This is a genomic window from Tsuneonella sp. HG094 (assembly GCF_053819285.1).
In genome coordinates, this window is sequence record NZ_JBSORA010000001.1 from 1,716,383 (window position 1) to 1,734,721 (window position 18,339).

The 18,339-nt window shown below is 65.8% G+C and carries 29 protein-coding genes; 11 read left to right on the forward strand and 18 right to left on the reverse strand.

Annotated features, from left to right (window positions below; genetic code table 11):
* Positions 1-19: 19 nt before the first annotated feature.
* The 9 genes from ACWPMX_RS08655 to ACWPMX_RS08695 form a co-directional block, all read right to left on the reverse strand.
* On the reverse strand, positions 20-442 hold the full coding sequence (locus tag ACWPMX_RS08655) for a hypothetical protein (protein WP_455699632.1): 423 nt from the start codon (positions 440-442) through the stop codon (positions 20-22).
* 80 nt (positions 443-522) lie between these two features.
* Positions 523-966 carry a molybdenum cofactor biosynthesis protein MoaE gene (locus ACWPMX_RS08660; protein ID WP_455699633.1) on the reverse strand — a complete coding sequence of 148 codons (444 nt, stop codon included), beginning with the start codon at positions 964-966 and terminating at the stop codon, positions 523-525.
* Positions 967-972: 6 nt separating this feature from the next.
* On the reverse strand, positions 973-1,209 hold the full coding sequence (locus ACWPMX_RS08665; protein ID WP_455700751.1) for a MoaD/ThiS family protein: 237 nt from the start codon (positions 1,207-1,209) through the stop codon (positions 973-975).
* A 10-nt stretch (positions 1,210-1,219) separates the two neighbouring features.
* Entirely contained in the window at positions 1,220-2,206 is a 987-nt protein-coding gene (gene moaA / locus ACWPMX_RS08670; RefSeq protein ID WP_455699634.1) for a GTP 3',8-cyclase MoaA, read from the reverse strand.
* Between the two features lie 4 nt (positions 2,207-2,210).
* Positions 2,211-2,534 (reverse strand): Rossmann fold domain-containing protein, encoded by a 324-nt coding sequence (locus ACWPMX_RS08675; protein ID WP_455699635.1) that lies wholly within the window; start codon positions 2,532-2,534, stop codon positions 2,211-2,213.
* Positions 2,535-2,543: 9 nt separating this feature from the next.
* Positions 2,544-2,915: a dihydroneopterin aldolase gene (locus ACWPMX_RS08680; protein WP_455699636.1), complete on the reverse strand. Its 372-nt coding sequence runs from the start codon at positions 2,913-2,915 to the stop codon at positions 2,544-2,546.
* Positions 2,916-2,926: 11 nt separating this feature from the next.
* Positions 2,927-3,817 (reverse strand): class I SAM-dependent methyltransferase, encoded by an 891-nt coding sequence (locus ACWPMX_RS08685; protein ID WP_455700752.1) that lies wholly within the window; start codon positions 3,815-3,817, stop codon positions 2,927-2,929.
* Positions 3,817-5,217, reverse strand: coding sequence for a threonine synthase (thrC, locus tag ACWPMX_RS08690; RefSeq protein ID WP_455700753.1), 1,401 nt, complete (start codon positions 5,215-5,217; stop codon positions 3,817-3,819). Before thrC ends, ACWPMX_RS08685 begins: the two co-directional genes overlap by 1 nt.
* Before the next feature lie 56 nt (positions 5,218-5,273).
* On the reverse strand, positions 5,274-5,618 hold the full coding sequence (locus ACWPMX_RS08695) for an ArsR/SmtB family transcription factor (RefSeq protein ID WP_455699637.1): 345 nt from the start codon (positions 5,616-5,618) through the stop codon (positions 5,274-5,276).
* A gap of 48 nt (positions 5,619-5,666) precedes the next feature.
* On the opposite strand from ACWPMX_RS08695, the gene ACWPMX_RS08700 reads away from it, so the two are divergent.
* Entirely contained in the window at positions 5,667-6,131 is a 465-nt protein-coding gene (locus ACWPMX_RS08700) for an SRPBCC family protein (RefSeq protein ID WP_455699638.1), read from the forward strand.
* Between the two features lies 1 nt (position 6,132).
* Here ACWPMX_RS08700 and ACWPMX_RS08705 read toward each other — a convergent pair whose 3' ends face one another.
* The 6 genes from ACWPMX_RS08705 to ACWPMX_RS08730 all read right to left on the reverse strand — a co-directional run bounded on the left by ACWPMX_RS08705 (position 6,133) and on the right by ACWPMX_RS08730 (position 9,618).
* Positions 6,133-6,714: an SURF1 family protein gene (locus ACWPMX_RS08705; protein WP_455699639.1), complete on the reverse strand. Its 582-nt coding sequence runs from the start codon at positions 6,712-6,714 to the stop codon at positions 6,133-6,135.
* Positions 6,711-7,094 (reverse strand): DUF983 domain-containing protein, encoded by a 384-nt coding sequence (locus tag ACWPMX_RS08710; protein ID WP_455699640.1) that lies wholly within the window; start codon positions 7,092-7,094, stop codon positions 6,711-6,713. Before ACWPMX_RS08710 ends, ACWPMX_RS08705 begins: the two co-directional genes overlap by 4 nt.
* The gene (locus ACWPMX_RS08715) at positions 7,094-7,921 is read right to left on the reverse strand and encodes a cytochrome c oxidase subunit 3 (RefSeq protein ID WP_455699641.1); all 828 of its coding nucleotides are present in this window, start codon (positions 7,919-7,921) and stop codon (positions 7,094-7,096) included. Before ACWPMX_RS08715 ends, ACWPMX_RS08710 begins: the two co-directional genes overlap by 1 nt.
* A 64-nt stretch (positions 7,922-7,985) precedes the next feature.
* Positions 7,986-8,573, reverse strand: a complete 588-nt coding sequence (locus tag ACWPMX_RS08720; RefSeq protein WP_455699642.1) for a cytochrome c oxidase assembly protein — start codon at positions 8,571-8,573, stop codon at positions 7,986-7,988.
* On the reverse strand, positions 8,573-8,704 hold the full coding sequence (locus ACWPMX_RS08725; RefSeq protein WP_455699643.1) for a hypothetical protein: 132 nt from the start codon (positions 8,702-8,704) through the stop codon (positions 8,573-8,575). Before ACWPMX_RS08725 ends, ACWPMX_RS08720 begins: the two co-directional genes overlap by 1 nt.
* On the reverse strand, positions 8,701-9,618 hold the full coding sequence (locus tag ACWPMX_RS08730) for a heme o synthase (RefSeq protein ID WP_455699644.1): 918 nt from the start codon (positions 9,616-9,618) through the stop codon (positions 8,701-8,703). The genes ACWPMX_RS08725 and ACWPMX_RS08730 overlap by 4 nt, the downstream gene beginning before the upstream one ends.
* A 314-nt stretch (positions 9,619-9,932) precedes the next feature.
* Here ACWPMX_RS08730 and ACWPMX_RS08735 point away from each other — a divergent pair, with 314 nt between their 5' ends.
* From ACWPMX_RS08735 to ACWPMX_RS08760, 6 genes are all read left to right on the forward strand, one after another.
* Positions 9,933-10,145 carry a hypothetical protein gene (locus tag ACWPMX_RS08735; RefSeq protein ID WP_455699645.1) on the forward strand — a complete coding sequence of 71 codons (213 nt, stop codon included), beginning with the start codon at positions 9,933-9,935 and terminating at the stop codon, positions 10,143-10,145.
* 123 nt (positions 10,146-10,268) lie between these two features.
* A complete protein-coding gene (locus tag ACWPMX_RS08740) occupies positions 10,269-10,559 on the forward strand; it encodes a hypothetical protein (protein WP_455699646.1) in 291 nt (96 codons plus the stop codon).
* Complete coding sequence (locus ACWPMX_RS08745; RefSeq protein WP_455699647.1) at positions 10,556-10,801, forward strand: cold-shock protein; 246 nt, start codon at positions 10,556-10,558, stop codon at positions 10,799-10,801. Before ACWPMX_RS08740 ends, ACWPMX_RS08745 begins: the two co-directional genes overlap by 4 nt.
* A 58-nt stretch (positions 10,802-10,859) precedes the next feature.
* Positions 10,860-11,141, forward strand: a complete 282-nt coding sequence (locus ACWPMX_RS08750) for a hypothetical protein (RefSeq protein ID WP_455699648.1) — start codon at positions 10,860-10,862, stop codon at positions 11,139-11,141.
* A gap of 37 nt (positions 11,142-11,178) precedes the next feature.
* Positions 11,179-11,319: a hypothetical protein gene (locus ACWPMX_RS08755; protein ID WP_455699649.1), complete on the forward strand. Its 141-nt coding sequence runs from the start codon at positions 11,179-11,181 to the stop codon at positions 11,317-11,319.
* Between the two features lie 44 nt (positions 11,320-11,363).
* Positions 11,364-11,645 carry a hypothetical protein gene (locus ACWPMX_RS08760; protein WP_455699650.1) on the forward strand — a complete coding sequence of 94 codons (282 nt, stop codon included), beginning with the start codon at positions 11,364-11,366 and terminating at the stop codon, positions 11,643-11,645.
* On the opposite strand, the gene ACWPMX_RS08765 is transcribed toward ACWPMX_RS08760, so the two are convergent.
* From ACWPMX_RS08765 to coxB, 3 genes are all read right to left on the reverse strand, one after another.
* On the reverse strand, positions 11,642-12,601 hold the full coding sequence (locus ACWPMX_RS08765) for an alpha/beta fold hydrolase (protein ID WP_455699651.1): 960 nt from the start codon (positions 12,599-12,601) through the stop codon (positions 11,642-11,644). The two genes, ACWPMX_RS08760 and ACWPMX_RS08765, sit on opposite strands and share 4 nt — an antisense overlap.
* Before the next feature lie 74 nt (positions 12,602-12,675).
* Positions 12,676-14,394 carry a cytochrome c oxidase subunit I gene (gene ctaD, locus ACWPMX_RS08770; protein ID WP_455699652.1) on the reverse strand — a complete coding sequence of 573 codons (1,719 nt, stop codon included), beginning with the start codon at positions 14,392-14,394 and terminating at the stop codon, positions 12,676-12,678.
* 31 nt (positions 14,395-14,425) lie between these two features.
* Entirely contained in the window at positions 14,426-15,541 is a 1,116-nt protein-coding gene (coxB, locus tag ACWPMX_RS08775; RefSeq protein WP_455699653.1) for a cytochrome c oxidase subunit II, read from the reverse strand.
* Positions 15,542-15,753: 212 nt separating this feature from the next.
* Here coxB and pyrE point away from each other — a divergent pair, with 212 nt between their 5' ends.
* From pyrE to lepB, 4 genes are read left to right on the forward strand one after another with little or no spacing between them, the layout of a single operon-like run.
* Positions 15,754-16,332, forward strand: coding sequence for an orotate phosphoribosyltransferase (pyrE, locus tag ACWPMX_RS08780; protein WP_455699654.1), 579 nt, complete (start codon positions 15,754-15,756; stop codon positions 16,330-16,332).
* 1 nt (position 16,333) lies between these two features.
* Positions 16,334-17,062 (forward strand): pyridoxine 5'-phosphate synthase, encoded by a 729-nt coding sequence (locus ACWPMX_RS08785; RefSeq protein ID WP_455699655.1) that lies wholly within the window; start codon positions 16,334-16,336, stop codon positions 17,060-17,062.
* 10 nt (positions 17,063-17,072) lie between these two features.
* The gene (gene acpS, locus ACWPMX_RS08790; RefSeq protein ID WP_455699656.1) at positions 17,073-17,474 is read left to right on the forward strand and encodes a holo-ACP synthase; all 402 of its coding nucleotides are present in this window, start codon (positions 17,073-17,075) and stop codon (positions 17,472-17,474) included.
* The gene (gene lepB, locus ACWPMX_RS08795; protein ID WP_455699657.1) at positions 17,471-18,337 is read left to right on the forward strand and encodes a signal peptidase I; all 867 of its coding nucleotides are present in this window, start codon (positions 17,471-17,473) and stop codon (positions 18,335-18,337) included. Before acpS ends, lepB begins: the two co-directional genes overlap by 4 nt.
* The last annotated feature ends 2 nt before the right edge of the window (positions 18,338-18,339 follow it).

An 18,339-nucleotide genomic window follows, 5' to 3' on the forward strand; every position in this document is an offset into this window, starting at 1 on the left:
TTCCTCGCCCAACGAGGATTTAGACGAGCGCCGCGATCGTCACACAGATCAGCGCCCACATCACGATCAGGACCGGCAGGACGAGCATCTGCGCCGCCGCCTCACCCGCGGTGAGGCGGCCGGTGAGCGTGGAAATGCCGTGGTGGCGGAACCGGTCCCATGCAAGCGGGCCGACGGGGTGGTCCGGCCGCATCCGCGTCCAGACTGCCGGCAGGCCGAAGCCCGCGACAATGAAGAACGCGAAGATGAACATCGGGATGAGCAGCCCGGGCGACGCAAAGCCGATCGCCATGATGCCTACGAAGCCGAGATAAAGGCCGACCGTCGTAAGATAGAGTGCGCGCGGCAGCTCGAAGGTGCGGTCGACAGCGATAGGATGGAGCAATTCGCTACGGACTTCGGCGGTTTCGGCGACGAGTTCGCGGGTCAGGTGCCTGGACATCGTGGTTCTCCTTCGTTGGGTCACGAAGGGAGTAGCCGCCCGCGTTGCGCGACGATTTGACCCAGATCAAATCGGCGAGATTATTTCCAGCGGGCGAGATCGGCGTGATCTTCGGCCCGCGGCTCGATCCAGTGCCATGCGCCGCCGCGCATCTCGCGCTTCCAGAACCACGCCGCCGACTTCAGGTGGTCCATTGCGAAGTCGACCGCCTCGATCGCGGGCCGACGATGTTTCGCCGCAGCCGAGACGCAAACAATCGGCTCGCCCGGATGCATCAGTCCCACGCGATGGATCATCAGCAAACCCATCAAGTCGAACCGCGCAAAAGCCCGGTCAGCGAGTGCGTGCATTCCGGGTAGCGTCAGTGGCTCGTAATGCATGAGTTCGAGCGCCTCGACCTCGCTCTCGCCCCGCACTTCGCCTACGAACGTACAAACCCCGCCCAGCCCCGGATTTGCGTTGGTGAATGGCCCGACGAACGCACCCGGATTGAACGGTTCGGCCAGCAGGCGAATGTCCCGCACGTGCGATCAGCCGCCGCTGACAGGAGGCAGCAGTGCGACCTCGTCGCCGTCGTTGGCCTGAAGCGCGGTCTTGTCGGCCAGTACGACACCGTTGCACGCGACATTGAGGCGCGCCCCGCCAATCTCAGCCGCCAGGTCGGCGCCGACTGCTGCGAGCAGGCCGGCCCAGTCGAGCGGGGCGCCCATTTCGGTGCTCTCGCATCCGGCAAGGTCGCGCAGCCGCCCGAGGAACACCACCGTCACTGCCAATGGATCACCCCCCGGTGACGGACATGTGCCGTGGCTGAGCCGGTGCCGCGCCGCGTTCGATCGCGAAGGCATGGCGCAGCGGCTTGATCGCCATTGCTTGTTCCATCGCGTCGGCGAGCTCGCGATCAGGCTCGTTGCTACGGAGAGCGGCACGCAAGTCGATTCGCTCCCCTCCGCCTAGGCATGGATACATCTGGCCGGTCGCGGTGACCCGCACGCGGTTGCAGCCGTCGCAGAAGTTGCCGGTCAATGGCGTGATGAGGCCCAGTCGCCCGCCGGTCTCGGCCACGTCGAAATAGCGCGCGGGACCGCCTGTTCGGTGCCCGGACGGTGTCAGCGTCCAGCGCTCGTCAAGCCCCGCGCGGACTGCAGCAAGCGACAGGAACTGGTCGCTGCGATCCTCGGCAATCTCGCCGAGCGGCATGACCTCGATCAGGGTCACCTCGTGCCCCTGATCGTGCGCCCAAGCGATGATCTCTGGCAGGACGCGATCGTTGACACCAGCGAGCGCCACGACGTTGAGCTTGACCGCCATCCCCGCGGCCCGTGCGGCGGCGATGCCCTCCAGCACCTGCGGCAACCGATCGCTGCCAGTCAGCTCGGCAAACGTCGTCCGGTCGAGCGTGTCGAGCGACACGTTGATCCGCCGGATGCCCGCCGCCGCCAGATCGTCGGCATACTGCGCGAGTTGCGTCCCGTTGGTCGTGAGCGTCAGTTCGTCGAGGCCGTCTCCTATCCGGCGGCCGAGGGCATGCACCAGCTCCATCACGTCGCGCCGGACGAGCGGTTCGCCGCCGGTGAGACGGATCCTGCTCACACCCCGATCGATGAAGGCCAGCGCCAGCCGGTGCAGTTCCTCGAGCGAGAGCACCTCGCGCCGGGGAAGGAAGGTCATGTCGCGCGGCATGCAGTAGGCGCAGCGCAGGTCGCAGCGATCGGTCACCGACAGGCGGAGATACGTGATCCGGCGCTGGAACTGGTCGACGAGCATTCGCCTATCCTAGCGCATTTCCGGCGCCCGAGCCATCGAGCGCCCAGTATTGCCCGGTCACCCCCGACGCGGCCGCGATGTATGCCTCCGCAGCGGCAATCGCGGCGTCATCGACCGACGCGACCGCGTTGATCCGCTTCGGTGCGTATTCGCGCGCCAAACCCTGCACCGCAGCCAACCGCCACGCGCGATGCGTATGGTCGGTGGGATCGAAGGCGAGAACGAGGTCGTCACCCTGGGCAAGCGATTCGACGATGCGAGGCAGGCATTCGGCGTGGAACGCGGCCGATGCCTCGAGCGGCCGCTCAGGCAAGGGGCCGATCCGCATCAGCACCGCTCAGCGCCGCGCCCGGGTCAGGGTCATGCCGATCTTCTCGTCACCCTCTGCGATGGCCAGCTTGACGATCTTGACCGTCACCGCCTCGACCCTTGCATCCTGCACGAACAGCGTGTCGCAGATGTGTTCGGCAACAGCCTCGATCAGCTTGAAGTGCACGCCCGGCGGCAGCGCGTCGGTAGCGGCGAACTTGAGGTCCATGTAGTTCTTGCTGGCCGAAAGGTGCGTATCGGGATCGTAGCGATCCGCCGCTTTCAGGCGCACCGCGATCGAGATGCGCAGCGGCTGCGGGTTACCGGTCTCCTCGGAGTAGATGCCGGTCAGGACATCGACTTCGAGGTCGGCGACTTCCAGGATCAGCGAATCGGCCATCGGTCCCGCCCTTAGCCCGGATTGGACCAGCGCGCGAAGATCGCTGTGGGGAGCAGGCGGCCGCCCTCTCCCTCTTCGCGCACGGCGAGGTCGCCGTGCTGGATCGTGCCGGGCAGGTCGGCGAAAAGTTCCGCCAACAATCCGCCGAGGGCGAGGCTGCTCATCCGCACGGCGTAAACCGTCAGGAACAAGAAGCGGCTGTCGGCATCGAGCAAGCGGCGGCAATCGGCGACCAAACCGGACAGCCCCTCCTCGAGCCGCCAGACTTCACCATCGGGCCCACGCCCGAACTTGGGCGGGTCGAGGATGATCCCGTCGTAGCGCTTGCCCCGCCGTACCTCACGCGCGGCGAACTTGGCGGCATCGTCGACCAGCCAGCGGACCGGCCGTTCGGCCATGCCAGATAGCGCTGCGTTCTCGCGCGCCTGCGCGACTGACTTCTTGCTCGCATCGACATGCGTCACCGGGCCGCATTCGCTGAGCGCGAGCGTGCCGACGCCGGTGTAGCCAAACAGGTTGAGGGTTGCGGCATCGGGCCTTCCGGCGAGCTGCCCGCGCATCCAGTCCCACACCGGGGCCATGTCGGGGAAGAAGCCGAGGTGGCGGAACGGGGTGCACTGGGCCGTGAAGCGGACCTCGTTCCAGCTTAGCGGCCAACCATCCTGCGGCACCGAGCGTTCGAACCGCCACTTGCCGCCGCCATCGTCGTCACTCCCCGGCACGAACTCACCATCGGCCTGCCATTCGGCAAGGCGCGGCGTCCACATCGCCTGCGGTTCGGGGCGGACGAAGCGATGCTGGCCATATCGTTCGAGCTTGCGGCCGTGGCCGCTGTCGACGAGGCCGTAGTCCGCCCAGCCCTCGCCGGCCATGATCAGCGGGGACTCTTCGAGCTTCGCCATCAGGTGGCGCGGGTCGCCCGCTCGGCGATCCATCCCTGCACTGCCTCGTACGTGCCCGCGAGTTCGACGTAGCGCTCTTCCCGGGTGAACAGGTCGCCCACGCGCGACGGCAGATGCGGCCGCTGGCCGGTCGCGCGCTCGACCGCGTCGGGGAACTTGGCGGGGTGAGCGGTGGCGAGCGTCACCACCGGAACATCAGAGGGCAGGTCGACCGTGCGCGCGGCATGGAGCCCGATCGCGGTGTGCGGGTCGATCATCTCGCCGCACGCCTCGTGCGCCCAGCGCATCGCCGCGTTCATGTCGGCCGGTTCGGCCCGCGCGCTGGTGAACAGCGCCGCTGCACCCTCGGCCTGCGCGTTGGTGAGTTGCATGGCCTTCGTTTCCTCGAAACCGCGCATTTGCGCCGCGAGCGCCGCGCCGTCGCGTCCGCCCAGGTCGAACAGCAGCCTTTCGAAGTTCGAGCTGACCTGGATGTCCATGCTGGGCGCGGCGGTTGGCGTGACCGTCCCGGCCGAATAGTCGCCCGCGCTCAGCGCCCGGTGGAGGATGTCGTTGACGTTCGTCGCCACGATCAGCCGCTCAACCGGCAGGCCCATCTTCGCCGCGACATAGCCCGCGAACACATCACCGAAGTTGCCCGTCGGCACGCTGAAGGCGACCGTGCGCTCAGGCGCGCCGAGCTGGAGCGCGGCGGCGAAGTAATAGACCACCTGAGCCATCAGCCGCGCCCAGTTGATCGAATTGACTGCGGTCACCCGGAAGGAACCCGTCATCGCCGGATCGCCAAACATCCGCTTCACCATCGCCTGTGCGTCGTCGAACGAACCGTCGATGGCGATGTTATGGACGTTGGGCGCGAGTACGGTAGTCATCTGGCGGCGCTGGACGTCGCTGACCCGGCCGAGCGGGTGGAGCATGAAAATCTCGACACCTTCGCGTCCCGCCACTGCGTCGATCGCCGCACTGCCGGTGTCGCCACTGGTCGCGCCGACGATCGTCAGGTTGCCGCCTGAGCGCTCGAGGAATTCCTCGAACAAGAGGCCGAGCAACTGGAGCGCTACATCCTTGAACGCCAGCGTTGGACCATGGAACAGTTCGAGCAGCCATTGCCGCTCGTCGAGCTGAACCAGCGGAGTCACCGCCGCATGGGCGAACCGGCCGTAGGCTGCGCGCGTCAGTTCGAGCAGGCGCGCGGGCGCCAGGCTGTCACCGACGAACGGCGCCATGATCCGCGCGGCGAGTTCGGGATAGGGGAGCCTGCGCATCGCCGCGATCTCGTCCGCGGAGAACGAAGGCCACTCGCGCGGAACGTAAAGACCGCCATCGCCCGCCAGACCGGCGAGCGTAACACCTTCGAAGTCGAGCGCAGGCGCGCTGCCACGGGTCGAAACATATTCCATCGTGCCGCGGCGGTTAGCGGCGTAGGCGGTCAGCGGCAAGCAAGGGCCGCTTGCCCTCAGGCCTCGATTTTCTTCTCCGCCGCCTCCAGCTCCGTTTTAAGGCGCAGCAAGCCACGAGCGGCTGCAGCCGCGTGCGGACCGATCCAGCGCTCGTGGATCGCCTGTATCGGGGTTGCATCGAGGTGATTGAACCGTTCGCGCCCTTTGCGCACTGCGACGACCAGCCCCGCTTGCTCGAGCACGCGCAGGTGGAGCATCACGGTCGTCCGATCGAGATCGGGCAGAAGCGCGGCCAACTGGCCGGTCGTCAACGGTCGCGGCTTCAGCGCGTCGCAGATCGCGCGGCGATGGGCATTAGCAAGCGCCTTGAAAACGGCATCGAGCTGGTCGTCGCTTGACATGTTAGGTTTTTATAACATAATTGGACAGCATTCAAGAGGAGCAATCCGATGGACCTCAAGTTCCGCGTGTTCGCCCACGTCTCCCGGCCCGTACACGAGGTGTTCGAGGGGGTCGCCGATCCGGCCAAGCTCTCGTGCTATTTCACCACCGGCGGCGCGCAGGGGCGGATTGAAGAAAGCGCGACCGTCACTTGGGACTTCGCCGATTTCCCGGGGGCCTTCCCTGTCAAGGTGATCGAGGTGGTGCCCGACAAGCGGATCGTCCTGCAATGGGAGGCCAACGAGCCCGACAGCGCGGGGCCGAAATACGATACGACCGTCACCATGACCTTCTCGCCCGTCGATGGCGACGCTGGCCGTACGCTCGTCGAGATCGCCGAGGAAGGCTGGCGAGAGACCGAGGACGGCCTCAAGGCCAGCTACGGCAACTGCATGGGCTGGGCGCAGATGCTCGCCGCGCTCAAGGTCTGGATCGAGCACGGCATCAACCTGCGCGAGGGCATGTACAAGTAGGTTAGTTCCCGGCTCGCCACCGTTTCCTGAGCGCGAGAGCGTAGATCACCAACGCCGTCAGCGCGAATAGGAACCACTGGACCGCATAGGACAGGTGGTTGTTCGGTATGTCGCGCGGATCGGGCGCGGCAAGCTGCTCGAGCCCGGCCTGCGGCGGCGCGGCCACCAGCTTCACCCCGTTCCGGTATGGCCCGACGAAGCCCGCCACCTCGCCGCCGACCCATTGCGGAGTGCGAGGCTCGCGCGACCAGCCGAGCGCGACCTCGGCCGTCCCGCCACCGGCGAGCGCGCACCGGGCGATGTGCGCCCAGCCCGTTTCGCCGTTCGCCGAGTGACCGGCGGTGGTGTCGATGCCATCGACCGCGGTGCAATCGACGCTCGAATGCCGGTAGAGCGCCCCCTTGTACTGCGCAGGCGAAGTCGGCCAGGCGACGTCGGACGACAGAGCCTGCGCCTGCGCATAGCGGGCTAGCTCCGCTTCTTTCTCGTCCAGCCGCTTGAGTTGCCACAGCCCGAGGCCGATCATCGTAGCCACGGCGAGCAATACCACTACCGTTGCGACGATCGGTACGCGGCCGGTCACTTTAGTCGCCCCTCGCCCGCCTTGTGGCGATATTCGCTGGCGAGCAGCACTGCCTTGCCCACGCGCAAGCCGCCGATCGTCATCAGCGTCGCGAGCGGCACCCAGAGAACGACGTGGACCCAATAAGCAGGCTCGAACGCAAGCTGGACCCAGATCGCGAGCACCGCGATCAGCGCGCCGACGATCAGGATCAGGAACGCGGCGGGCCCGTCACCCACGTCGAACTTTGCGAAATCGAGGTGGCAGCTGAAGCAGGTCGGCGCGAACCGGACGGGTCCGGCGAACAGCGACTTCGTGCCGCATCGCGGGCAGAGACCGAAAAGGGCAGCCTGGGCGATCCCGGGCTGCCCTTTCGGTGTTTCCGGATTGTCGGAATTCATCAGTGAATCGGCGCGCCCCAGCCGCCCCAGACGTAGATGGCGACGAAAAGGAACAGCCACACCACGTCGACGAAGTGCCAGTACCACGCGGCCGCCTCGAAGCCGAAGTGGTGCTGCGGGGTGAAGTGGCCCTTGTAGGTGCGCACGAGGCAGACGATCAGGAAGATCGTGCCGATCAGAACGTGGAACCCGTGGAAGCCGGTCGCCATGTAGAACGCCGAGCCATAGGTATTGGTGCCGAAGGCGAACGGCGCGTGGGCGTATTCGTACGCCTGGATCGCGCTGAACAGGATACCGAGCAGGATCGTCAGCCACAGACCCTTCTTCAGGCCGTCGCGGTCGCCGTGGATCAGCGAGTGGTGCGCCCAAGTGACCGTCGTGCCCGAACACAGCAGGATCAGCGTGTTGAGCAACGGGAGGTCGAACGGATCCATGACCGCCTCGATCGCCTTGGGCGGGAACTGCCCGCCGACGACTTCGGAAAGGGTGCTGGGGAATAGCGAGAAGTCGAAGAAGGCCCAGAACCAGCCGACGAAGAACATGACTTCCGAAGCGATGAACAGGATCATGCCATAGCGCAGGTGAAGCTGCACGACCGGCGTATGATCGCCCGCCTGCGCTTCCTTCACGATGTTCGAAAACCACGTGAAGAACGTCGCGATCAGTCCGGCAATGCCGAGGCCGAGCACGATCGGCCAGCCGCTCATGGTCTCGCGGTGCATGAACAGCACCATGCCGCTGGTGAACGTGAGGCCCGAAAGCGAGCCGATCAACGGCCAGATGTCGGGCGGAAGGATGTGGTACTGGTGGTTCTTGGCGCCGGCCATGGTTCGTCCCATCTGAGCGATTTGCGCTTGCCCTTAGTGCGCCGCGCTGGCGCGGTCCAGAGGGCTATTGCGCCGGATTGTCGGAGCGGTGGAAAGTATAGCTAAGGGTGATCTGCTCCACCGGTGCGGCGTTCTTGTCGTCGCGGATGCGCGGATCGATGAAATAGAGCACCGGCATGTGCACCTCCTGCCCTGGCTGGAGGGTCTGCTCGGTAAAGCAGAAGCATTGGATCTTGTTGAAGTACTGGCCTGTCTGTTCGGGCGATACGTTGAAGCTGGCGGTACCGGTCACCGGCTTGTCGGAGGTATTCTTCGCATAGAAGAACGCCATCTGCCGTTCGCCCAGCTTGACCGTCTGGGTCACCTGCTCGGGGCGAAAGGTCCACGGCAGGTCCGGATCGATGTTGGCGTCGAAGCGGATCGAGCGTGTCATCACGCCCGCCTGCTTGCCCGCGAGCTCGGCCGCGATCGCCTCGCCCAGCGTGGCGCGCTGGGTCGTGCCGCCGAAGCCGGTTACCTGGCAGAAGATCCGATAGAGCGGCACGGCGGCATAGCCGAGCCCCAGCATCGCGGCTGCGAGCAACGCGGCATACAGGCCGACCTTCGCGTTGCTGCGCTTTAGCCGCAAGTCGATCGGGGCCGCGCTCGCCATCAGGGCTTGCTGCCGAACTGGACGAAGGTGATGGCATAGAACAGCGCCACAAAGAACAGCAGCACCAGCGCGAGCGCGGTGTTGCGGCCCTTGCGGCGGCGCTTGTATTCGGTTTCTTCCTCAGGCGTCATGCGAACAGCCCCTGCCCGTAAACCGCGCGGTCCACAACCAGCGCAGCGAACAGCGCGAAGAGATAGAGCACGCTGAAACCGAACAGCCGCTTTTCGGGCTTCATCGCGTCGTCGGGCTCCGACCGCCGCAGTGCGACCTTGGCCGAGAGGTACACGAACACGAGGCTGAGCAGCATCGCCGCACCGCCATAGATCGCGCCCGTTCCGCCGATGAACCACGGCGCGGCTGCGATCGGCATGAGAAGGATGGCATAGCCAAGGATTTGGCGCCGCGTGCTCGCCTCGCCCTTCACCACCGGCATCATCGGGATGCCGACCTTGGCGTAATCGGTCTGCACGAACAGCGCGAGTGCCCAGAAATGCGGCGGGGTCCAGAAGAAGATGATCGCGAACAGCAGGACCGGCATGAGCGTGACGTCGTGCGTCACTGCGACCCAGCCGATCATGGGGGGAAACGCCCCGGCGCCGCCGCCGATCACGATGTTCTGCGGGGTGCGCGGTTTCAGCCAGATGGTGTAGACCACCGCGTAGTAGACGATGCTGAGCGCGAGAATCGCCGCGGCGAGCCAGCTTACCGCAACACCCATGATCATCACCGACGCGCCCGACAGCACCAATCCGAAGTCGCGCGCATCGGTCCGGCGCATGCGTCCACCGGGGATCGGCCGCGCGGCGGTGCGCTTCATTTCGGCGTCGATATCGGCTTCCCACCACTGGTTGAGCGCGGCTGCGCCCCCTGCGCCCATCGCGATGCACAGGACGGCGGTGAAGCCGATAACGGGGTGGATCGTGCCCGGCGCGGCAAGCAGGCCGCACAGGCCGGTGAAGATCACCAGGCTCATCACGCGCGGCTTGGTCAGCGACAGGAAGTCGCGCCAGTCGCTGGGCAGGTAGAAGGCGGCGGAATCGGTCATCGGGGGTCGGGCGGGCCTATAGGGGCGGGAGGCGGAAAGGGGAAGCGGAAGGCGAGGTTCGCAAGCACGTCACGATGTCACAGAGTCCAGGCAGGAAGACGCGACGTCTTCCCACGCGGCGACGAAAGCGGTCCGGTCTGGCAATGGGTGTTTCACAGCCGCCGTGTGGCACGATCGCTGGATGTAGGAAACGCTGACCACCTTGTATCTCGCGCGCGGAACCCCATCTTGAGTGCATCGATGTGGCATCCTTCGATGTGAGCGCCCTCGACTGAGAGACTGAGGGCTCCCGCTTGCAGCAAGGGAGCCGCTCGATGTCCAACTCCACACCCGCAGATCGCCCACGCAAAGCCGAATCCTGGGAGAACGAGGGCGGGAGCCTGGCACCCGACGCGCTTGCCGAATCCCTGGGGGTCGTCCGGCACGTGACCGAAACGTACTCCGTGGGCGCCTTTCGCTACACCAATCTTGACGACGCCATTGCGCAGGCGCGCCGGATGACCCGGCTCGAGCAGGATTTGCTGTGACCGCCTCCCAGACCTCCCAGTCGAACTATCTCGGCGTCTTCCTGCCGCTCATCGCGCTGGGACTGTTGATTTACTGGCTGACCCGATGAGCGGTCGTCCGCACCCGGAAGGAACCCTTGCCCGATGACCGAAGACAAGATCAGCGCGCCCGCATCGCACTGGAAGCGCCGAGCGCGGTTGGCTCCATTCCCGCAGGACCGCGCGGCGCGTCAGGGCGATATCACCCAGCTCGCGTTTCGCTTGCTGGGAAAAGACGCAGCGATCGCCTTTCTCAACACCGATCGTCCCGAGCTGGGCGGCCAGCCTCTTGCCGTGGCAACCGCGGACGCGGCGGGCGCCGCGCGCGTGCAGGCGATCTTGCAGGATCTCGCCGTCGATCGGCCGGATGATGCATCGAAGGGCGCTTTGGCATGACCCGGTACGGCACCATCATTTCATTTGACCAGGGACGCCTTGCGGGAATGCTTAAACCCGACATCGATGGCGCCCCGGTCGTGTTCAAGTGCGCCGACCAGGCGCAGTTCTTTCCCGAACCGCGACCGTTCCAGCGATATAGCTTCACGATCCTCGTTCCCGGCGACGGGGGGAAGCCGCGGGCGGTGAATCTCTGCCGCCAGCAAACCCATCGTGAGCAGGCGGAAGCGCAAAGGGGCTAGCGTGTGCGCCGCTGAACCATCCGAAACCGCTCGCCACACCGACCGACAGGAGCCCGCCATGGACCTCAACGAACTGCTACACGCGCACCAGATCGCGGTGATGAAGGCAGGTGCGGGAGCGAACGACGAGCACTTCGGTCGTATCGCCGAATATGCCGACCGGATCAGGCGGCTGCGGACGATGGCACACGCCGATGCCGTTCCCGTGGCCCAAGTTCCTTTGGCCCCCGGTGCACCGCCCACGATCATCTATGGCAGCTATGCCGGGGATTCGCGGAAGGTCGATGACGGTGCCCAGCAACAGAACGAAAATCCCGACCGCGGCAAGGCCGACACCTGACGCCCCGACAGCACCCAGCCCCCCAACCCCTAGAGGAGTGAACGCCATCGCTAAAGGCCAGAGAAAATCGAACCGTGAAGTCCGCAAGCCCAAAGCCGAAAAGCCCAAGACCAACGCCTCGCAGCCCACGCTGAAGCCGGGCTCGATCAAGGGTCTGGAGACGATCAAGAACAGCTAGCTGCGCGGGCCCTGCTGAACGCGCCGTGACAAGGGAGACATCGAGTGGCAACCCGGACGACCCGCTCGCAGGTGACGTTCTCCCATCCGTTCACGCTGCCCGAGGTCGGCGAGGCGCTGCCAGCGGGTACCTATGACATCGATACCGACGAGGAGATGATCGAAGGCAACGCTCGCACGGTTTATGTGCGTAGAGCGACGCTGATCCACGTCCGCGGATTGGGCACGTCGCGGATCGTGACGATCGACCCCGTCGCACTCGATTCCGCACTGTCCACCGACGGAGCGCGGGACGATCACCCGGACCGGACGGTGCCGTCGAGCTAAAGCCGGCCCAGCCAGTCCAGCAGCAGCACGTTGACCTCGTCAGGGCGTTCCTGCTGGGTCCAGTGGCCCACACCCTTGAGGATGTGGCCTTCTACCTTCGGCGCGAACATGCGCATCATGCCGACCGGGTCGGTTACCGCGCCGAACAGGAAGGTTGCGGGGTCGCGGTCGCCGCCGATGAAAAGGCTGGGCCGCTCGATGCGCTTGCCCTGCCAGCCCTGCAGCCATGCGTAGTCGCGCTCGTGGTTGCGGTAGCGGTTGAGGGGGCCGCGAAAGCCGCTCTGGCTGAACTCGCGGCCGTAGAACTCGATGTCCTCGGTGGTGAGCCAGGCGACCGGCTGCGGATCCGGCAACCCTTCGGAGAACGTCGCCCCGAGCGGCTTGTCGTAATAGTTGCCCGGCTTCACGTCGCCGCAGATCGAATACATCATGCGGTGGACGAAGCCTTGCGGATCGGCCTCCGCCTCGGCCTCGGCGACGCCGGGTTCCTGAAAGTATTCCTGGTAAAAGAACTTGCCCTTCGAGGTGAAGTGCTCGCGGAACACCTCGGTGAATGGGCGGCTGGGCACGCCCGCGAACGGAACCGACAGACCCGCCACGGCCGAGAACCGCTCGGGATTGGTCAGCGCGGTGTTCCAAACGATCGGCGCGCCCCAATCGTGGCCGACGAGGATTGCGGGGGCATCGGGCTGGAGCGCGTCGGCAAGGCCCGCAAGGTCGGCGGCAATCTTCTCGAGCGTGTAATCCTCGATCTTGGGCGGCTTGTCCGAACCGCCGTAGCCGCGCACGTCGATCGCGCAGGCGGTGAAGCCCGCCGCCGCCACGGGGCCGAGCTGGTGGCGCCACGAATACCAGCTTTCGGGAAAGCCGTGGACGAAGATCACCAAAGGGCCGGTGCCTTCGATGGCACAGCGCAAGGTGGCATCGCCGGTGTCGATCTGGCGCATCTCGGGCATTCGTCGTCCTCTCCAAAGCAAACGGCCGGCCCCATAAGGGACCGGCCGCTCGTTGTCCGTCAAGTGGCTGCCGCTCAGGCGGTCGCCGATCCCTTAGGCATGTGGTTGTGGTAATCGTGGTCGTCCTCGATCACCGGAAGCGTTTCGAACTGGTGGAACGGCGGCGGGCTCGACAGGCTCCATTCGAGCGTCGTGGCGCCTTCGCCCCAGTAGTTGTCGGCCGCCTTCTTGCCCGCCACGAAGGCGTAGATGATGTTGGCGAAGAAGAAGATCATCGAACCGGCCATGATCTCGTAACCGAGGGTACTGACGCCGTTCCACTGGGCATAGGCCTCGGCGTAGTCGGGATAGCGGCGCGGCATGCCCTGCAGGCCCAGGAAGTGCTGCGGGAAGAAGATCACGTTCACGCCGATGAAGAAGCCCCAGAAGTGGAGATGGGCAAGAAGCTCGGAGTGCATCTTACCGCTCATCTTTGGGAACCAGTAGTAGAAACCCGCGAACAGGCTGAACACCGCGCCCATCGACAGCACGTAGTGGAAGTGCGCGACCACGAAATAGGTGTCGTGCACCACGTCGTCGATGCCGCCGTTGGCGAGATAAACGCCGGTCACGCCGCCCACGGTGAACAGGAAGATCATTCCCAGCGCCCAAACCATGGGCGACTTGTACTCGATCGATCCGCCCCACATCGTGGCGATCCAGCTGAAGATCTTCACACCGGTCGGCACCGCGATCACCATGGTCGCCGCGGTGAAGTACATTTTCGTGTTCACGTCCAGGCCCACGGTATACATGTGGTGCGCCCAGACGATGAAGCCGACGACGCCGATGGCAACCATCGCGTAGGCCATGCCGAGGTAGCCGAACACCGGCTTGCGGCTGAACGTCGCGACGATCTGGCTGATCATGCCGAAGCCCGGCAGGATCATGATGTACACTTCGGGGTGGCCGAAGAACCAGAACAGGTGCTGGTAGAGGATCGGGTCGCCGCCGCCGTCGGCCGCGAAGAACGTCGTGCCGAAGTTGCGGTCGGTGATCAGCATGGTGATCGCCGCGGCGAGCACCGGCAGCGCCAGCAGCAACAGGAATGCGGTGACCAGCACCGACCACACGAACAGCGGCATCTTGTGCAGGGTCATGCCCGGCGCGCGCATGTTGAAGATGGTCGTGATGAAATTGATCGCGCCCATGATCGACGCCGCACCGGCAAGGTGCAGCGAGAAGATCGCGAAGTCGGTCGCGGGGCCCGGCGAGCCGCTGGTGGAGAGCGGCGCATAGACCGTCCACCCGGTGCCCGCGCCGTTGCCGGTCGCGTCGCCGGGCACGAACAGGCTGATGCACAGCGATACGAAGCCTGCAACCGTCAGCCAGAACGAAATGTTGTTCATGCGCGGGAACGCCATGTCCGGCGCGCCGATCATCAGCGGCACGAACCAGTTGCCGAAGCCGCCGATCATCGCCGGCATGACCATGAAGAACACCATGATCAGGCCGTGCGCGGTGATCAGGACGTTCCACGCGTGGAGATTGGCCTCGAAGCTTTCAGCGCCGCCCATCATGGCGACCCACGAGCCGAGCACCTGGATGCCGGGTTCGCGCAGTTCCATGCGCATCACACCCGAAATCGCGCCGCCGATGATGCCCGCCATGATGGCGAAGATCAGGTACAGCGTGCCGATGTCCTTGTGGTTCGTCGACATGAACCAGCGGGCGAAGAAGCCGGGCTTGTGATCGGCATCGTGGTGATGCGCGTGATCGTCGTGAGCCTGGAAGTGGTCGGCGGTGGTGGCCATGATTTCGGTCTCTACGCTTTGATCTGTATCGTTACTGGGCGGCGGCAGCGGTGGCGGTCGCTTCGGCGGTCGCCGTAGCGGTCGCTCCGGCGGCGGGCTGCTGCGCGGCGGTCTCAGGCTGCTGGATCGGCGCTGCGGCCGGAGCGGCAGCTTCCTCGGGTGCACCGACGGTGCCGCCCTGAGCGCGGACCCATGCCTCGAATTGCGGACGGGGCAGCGCCTCGACCGCGATCGGCATGTAGCCGTGCTTGGCGCCGCAGAGCTCCGAACACTGGCCGTAATAGATGCCCGGCTCCTTGATCATCAGCCGCTTCTCATTGAGGCGACCGGGAACGGCGTCGAGCTTGAACCACAGCGACGGCACGGCGAAGGCGTGGATCACGTCGGCGGCGGTGGTCTGGATGCGGATCCATTCACCGGCGGGCACGACCATGCGGTTGTCGACCGCAAGCTGGTGCGGCTCGCCGCGCTTCTCGGCCTCTTCCTCGGGCAGCATGTTCGAGATCACCTCGAACCCGCCGTTGTCGGGATAGGTGTAGCCCCAGTACCATTGGTAGCCGGTGACCTTGACGGTCAGCGCGTCCTTCGGCGCGGACTTGTACTGCGCCGACAGCAGGCTGATGGAGGGGATCGCGATGCCGACGAGGATCAGCACCGGCAGCAGCGTCCACACCACCTCGATCATCGTGTTGTGCGTGGTGCGCGTGGGCGTCGGGTGCGCCTTCCGGCGGAAGCGCACCATGACATAGAGCATGAGGCCGAGCACGAAGGCGCTGATGATCGCCATGATCCACACGAGCGCGTCGTGGAACGGCTTGGCTTGCTCGCCGATCGGCGAATACTGCGGCTGCAGGTCGATCCCGCCGGGGACCGGCTGCCCCTTGATCCACTCGGGTCCGAGCGGCGTGTAGGCGGACGAACCGGCGGCGACCGTCTCGCTCGATGCATCGGCCTTGTCGTCGACCGCGCCGACGGCGGCAGCGCCGGTTTCGGCGGCAGCGGGAGCCGCTTCGGTCGCGGCAGCGGGCTGGCTCGCTACCGAGGCGGGAGCGGCGACCTGGGCCACTGCAGCCTGCGGCGAGAGCGCCACGAGCAGCGCGGCGCACAGCGGGGCGAAGTATTGAGCGGTCGATTTGCCGAGGATCATCGGTGCGAAGCTTTCCGTCTTTGCCGTCTTGTATTCGGTCGTTTCTGCCCGTCGGATTCGTGGCCCCCTGAAGCAGCCGAAAAGCCCCGCCGGGCGCGGGTTTGGCGGGCCTATACGCGCGCTTGCCCCATGCCTCAAGCGCTTCTAGGGAGATTTTTCCCAAGCAGTTCCCGCCCCGTTCGCCACCCCGTTCGAAAGCCCGCGACCACCCGATGACCGACGAAGACGTGCTGCAGGAATTCCGTGGCTGCGAAGCGCTGCTGGAAGGCCACTTCAAACTGTCCAGCGGTCGCCATAGTGCGCACTACCTCCAGTGCGCCCGCCTGTTGATGAACCCGGATCGCGCCGGACGGATCGCCATCGCGCTGGCGCAGAAGCTTCCGCGCGAGTTGCGCAGCCAGATCGATGTCGTCGTCAGTCCGGCGATGGGCGGCCTCATCATCGGGCATGAGATGGGCCGCGCGCTGGGCAAGGATTCGCTGTTCCTCGAACGTCCCGAAGGCATTTTCGAATTGCGCCGCGGCTTTCGGCTCGAACCTGGCGCGAAAGTCCTGATGGTCGAGGACGTGGTCACCACCGGCCTCTCCAGCCGCGAGGCGATCGCCGCCGTCGGGCGCGAGGGCGGCGAGGTGATCGCCGAAGCCGCGGTGGTCGACCGCTCGAACGGCACCGTCGATCTCGGCGTGCCGTTCTACCCCCTGATCGACATCAATTTTCCCAGCTATGCCGAGGACGAGATTCCGCCGGAACTTGCGGCGATTCCCGTGACCAAGCCGGGCAGCCGCAAATAGAGTGCCGCATTCGCTACGCCTGGGCGTCAACATCGACCACGTCGCGACGATCCGCAACGCGCGCGGCGGCGATCATCCCGACCCGGTGCGTGCGGCGGAGATCGTCGCGCGCTGCGGCGGGGACGGGATCACCGCACACCTTCGCGAGGACCGCCGCCACATCCGCGACGATGACCTTGCGCGCATCCAGGCGGCGACCGACCTGCCGCTCAATCTCGAAATGGCCGCGACCGACGAGATGCTCGAGATCGCGCTGCGCCACAAACCGCACGCCGCGTGCATCGTGCCCGAGCGACGCGAGGAGCGCACCACCGAGGGAGGGCTCGACGCGGCGGGACAGCACAACCGCCTCGCCCCGATCGTCGCTCGCCTGTCCGATGCCGGCATCCGCGTCAGCCTGTTCATCGCGCCCGAGGAACGCCAAATCGAAGCCGCGCTGCGCATGAAAGCACCAGTCGTCGAGTTGCACACCGGTGAATACGCCCATGCCACCGGCGAACAGGTTGCGGTCGAACTGCGCCGCATCGCCGCCATGGCCGCGCTCGCCGCCAAGAACGGCATCGAACCACACGCCGGCCACGGCCTCACCTACGACAATGTCCAGCCCATCGCCGCGATTCCCCAGCTCGCCGAACTCAACATCGGCCACTACCTCGTCGGCGAGGCGGTGTTCGTCGGCCTCGAGTCGGCGGTGCGCCAAATGCGCGAACTGATGGACGATGCTCGGTGAAGGGGGCGCAATGATCATCGGCCTCGGCAGCGACCTCACCAACATGGACCGCATCGCCGCCTCGCTTGAGCGGTGGGGCGAGAAATTCGAGGCGCGGTGCTTCACCGATGTCGAGCGCGCCAAGGCGGCAAAGCGTCCCTTCACTCGCGTGGGCACGTTCGCCAAGCGCTGGGCCGCCAAGGAGGCCTATGCCAAGGCGGTCGGGACCGGATTTCGCCGCGGGGTGTTCCACAAGGACATCGGGGTCGTGAACGCACCCTCCGGCGCGCCCACGCTCGCGCTGACCGGGGGAGCCGCCAAGCGGCTTGCCGAATTGACCCCGCCCGGCCATGAGGTGCGCATTCACCTGACCCTAACCGACGATCATCCATGGGCGCAGGCCTTCGTCGTGATCGAGGCCCTCCCACAATGACAATCCTGAGCGATATCCAGTCCGTGAGCGAATCCGATAAAAAGCGCGAGAAGGTCGACTGGCTGGCGGAGCTACGCGGCCTCGGCCTGATGCTGCTCGCCGTGCTGGCGTTCCACAGCCTCGTCGCCAAGCCGTTCTACATCCCGTCGACCTCAATGGTGCCGAACCTGATGGTCGGCGACCGGCTGGTGGTGTCGAAGTACCCCTATGGGTGGAGCTGGGTGTCGGCGAGCTTCCACGTCCTGCCGCGCGGCAATACCCGCGTCTGGCCTGCAACGCCCGAATACGGCGACATCGTGATCGCCGTGCCGCCCAACCGGGACGAGGACTACATCAAGCGCGTGGTTGCGCTGCCCGGCGACCGGATCGCCGTGCGGAACGGCCAGATCGTGCTCAACGGCAATCCGATCGTGCAGAAGGTGGAGCCCGACATCCGCATCCCGGTCGATGCGCAGGTCTGCAACGGAACGCCGTGCCTCGATTATTTCGAAGGCTTCCGGGTGCGCGCGCCCGACGGGAAGGACTATTACGAGGTCCCCGCGCGCCGCGAGACGCTGCCCAACGGCGCGACTTATCGCATCGTCGACCATCGGCAGCAGCCGCTCGACGACATGCCCGAGATCCAGGTGCCCGCCGACCACGTTTTCCTGATGGGCGACAACCGCGACCATTCGGCGGACAGTCGCGCGGAGACGTGGGAAAGCGGTCTCGGCGGCCCGGTCCCGCTCGCCAACGTCGGCGGCCGGGCCGAGTTCATCACCTTCTCTCTCGACGGCACGACCACGCTCAATCCGCTGACCTGGTGGAGTTCGCTGCGGGGTGGTCGAGCATGGTCGACGCTGCGCCCCGCCATCGCTAAGTAGGC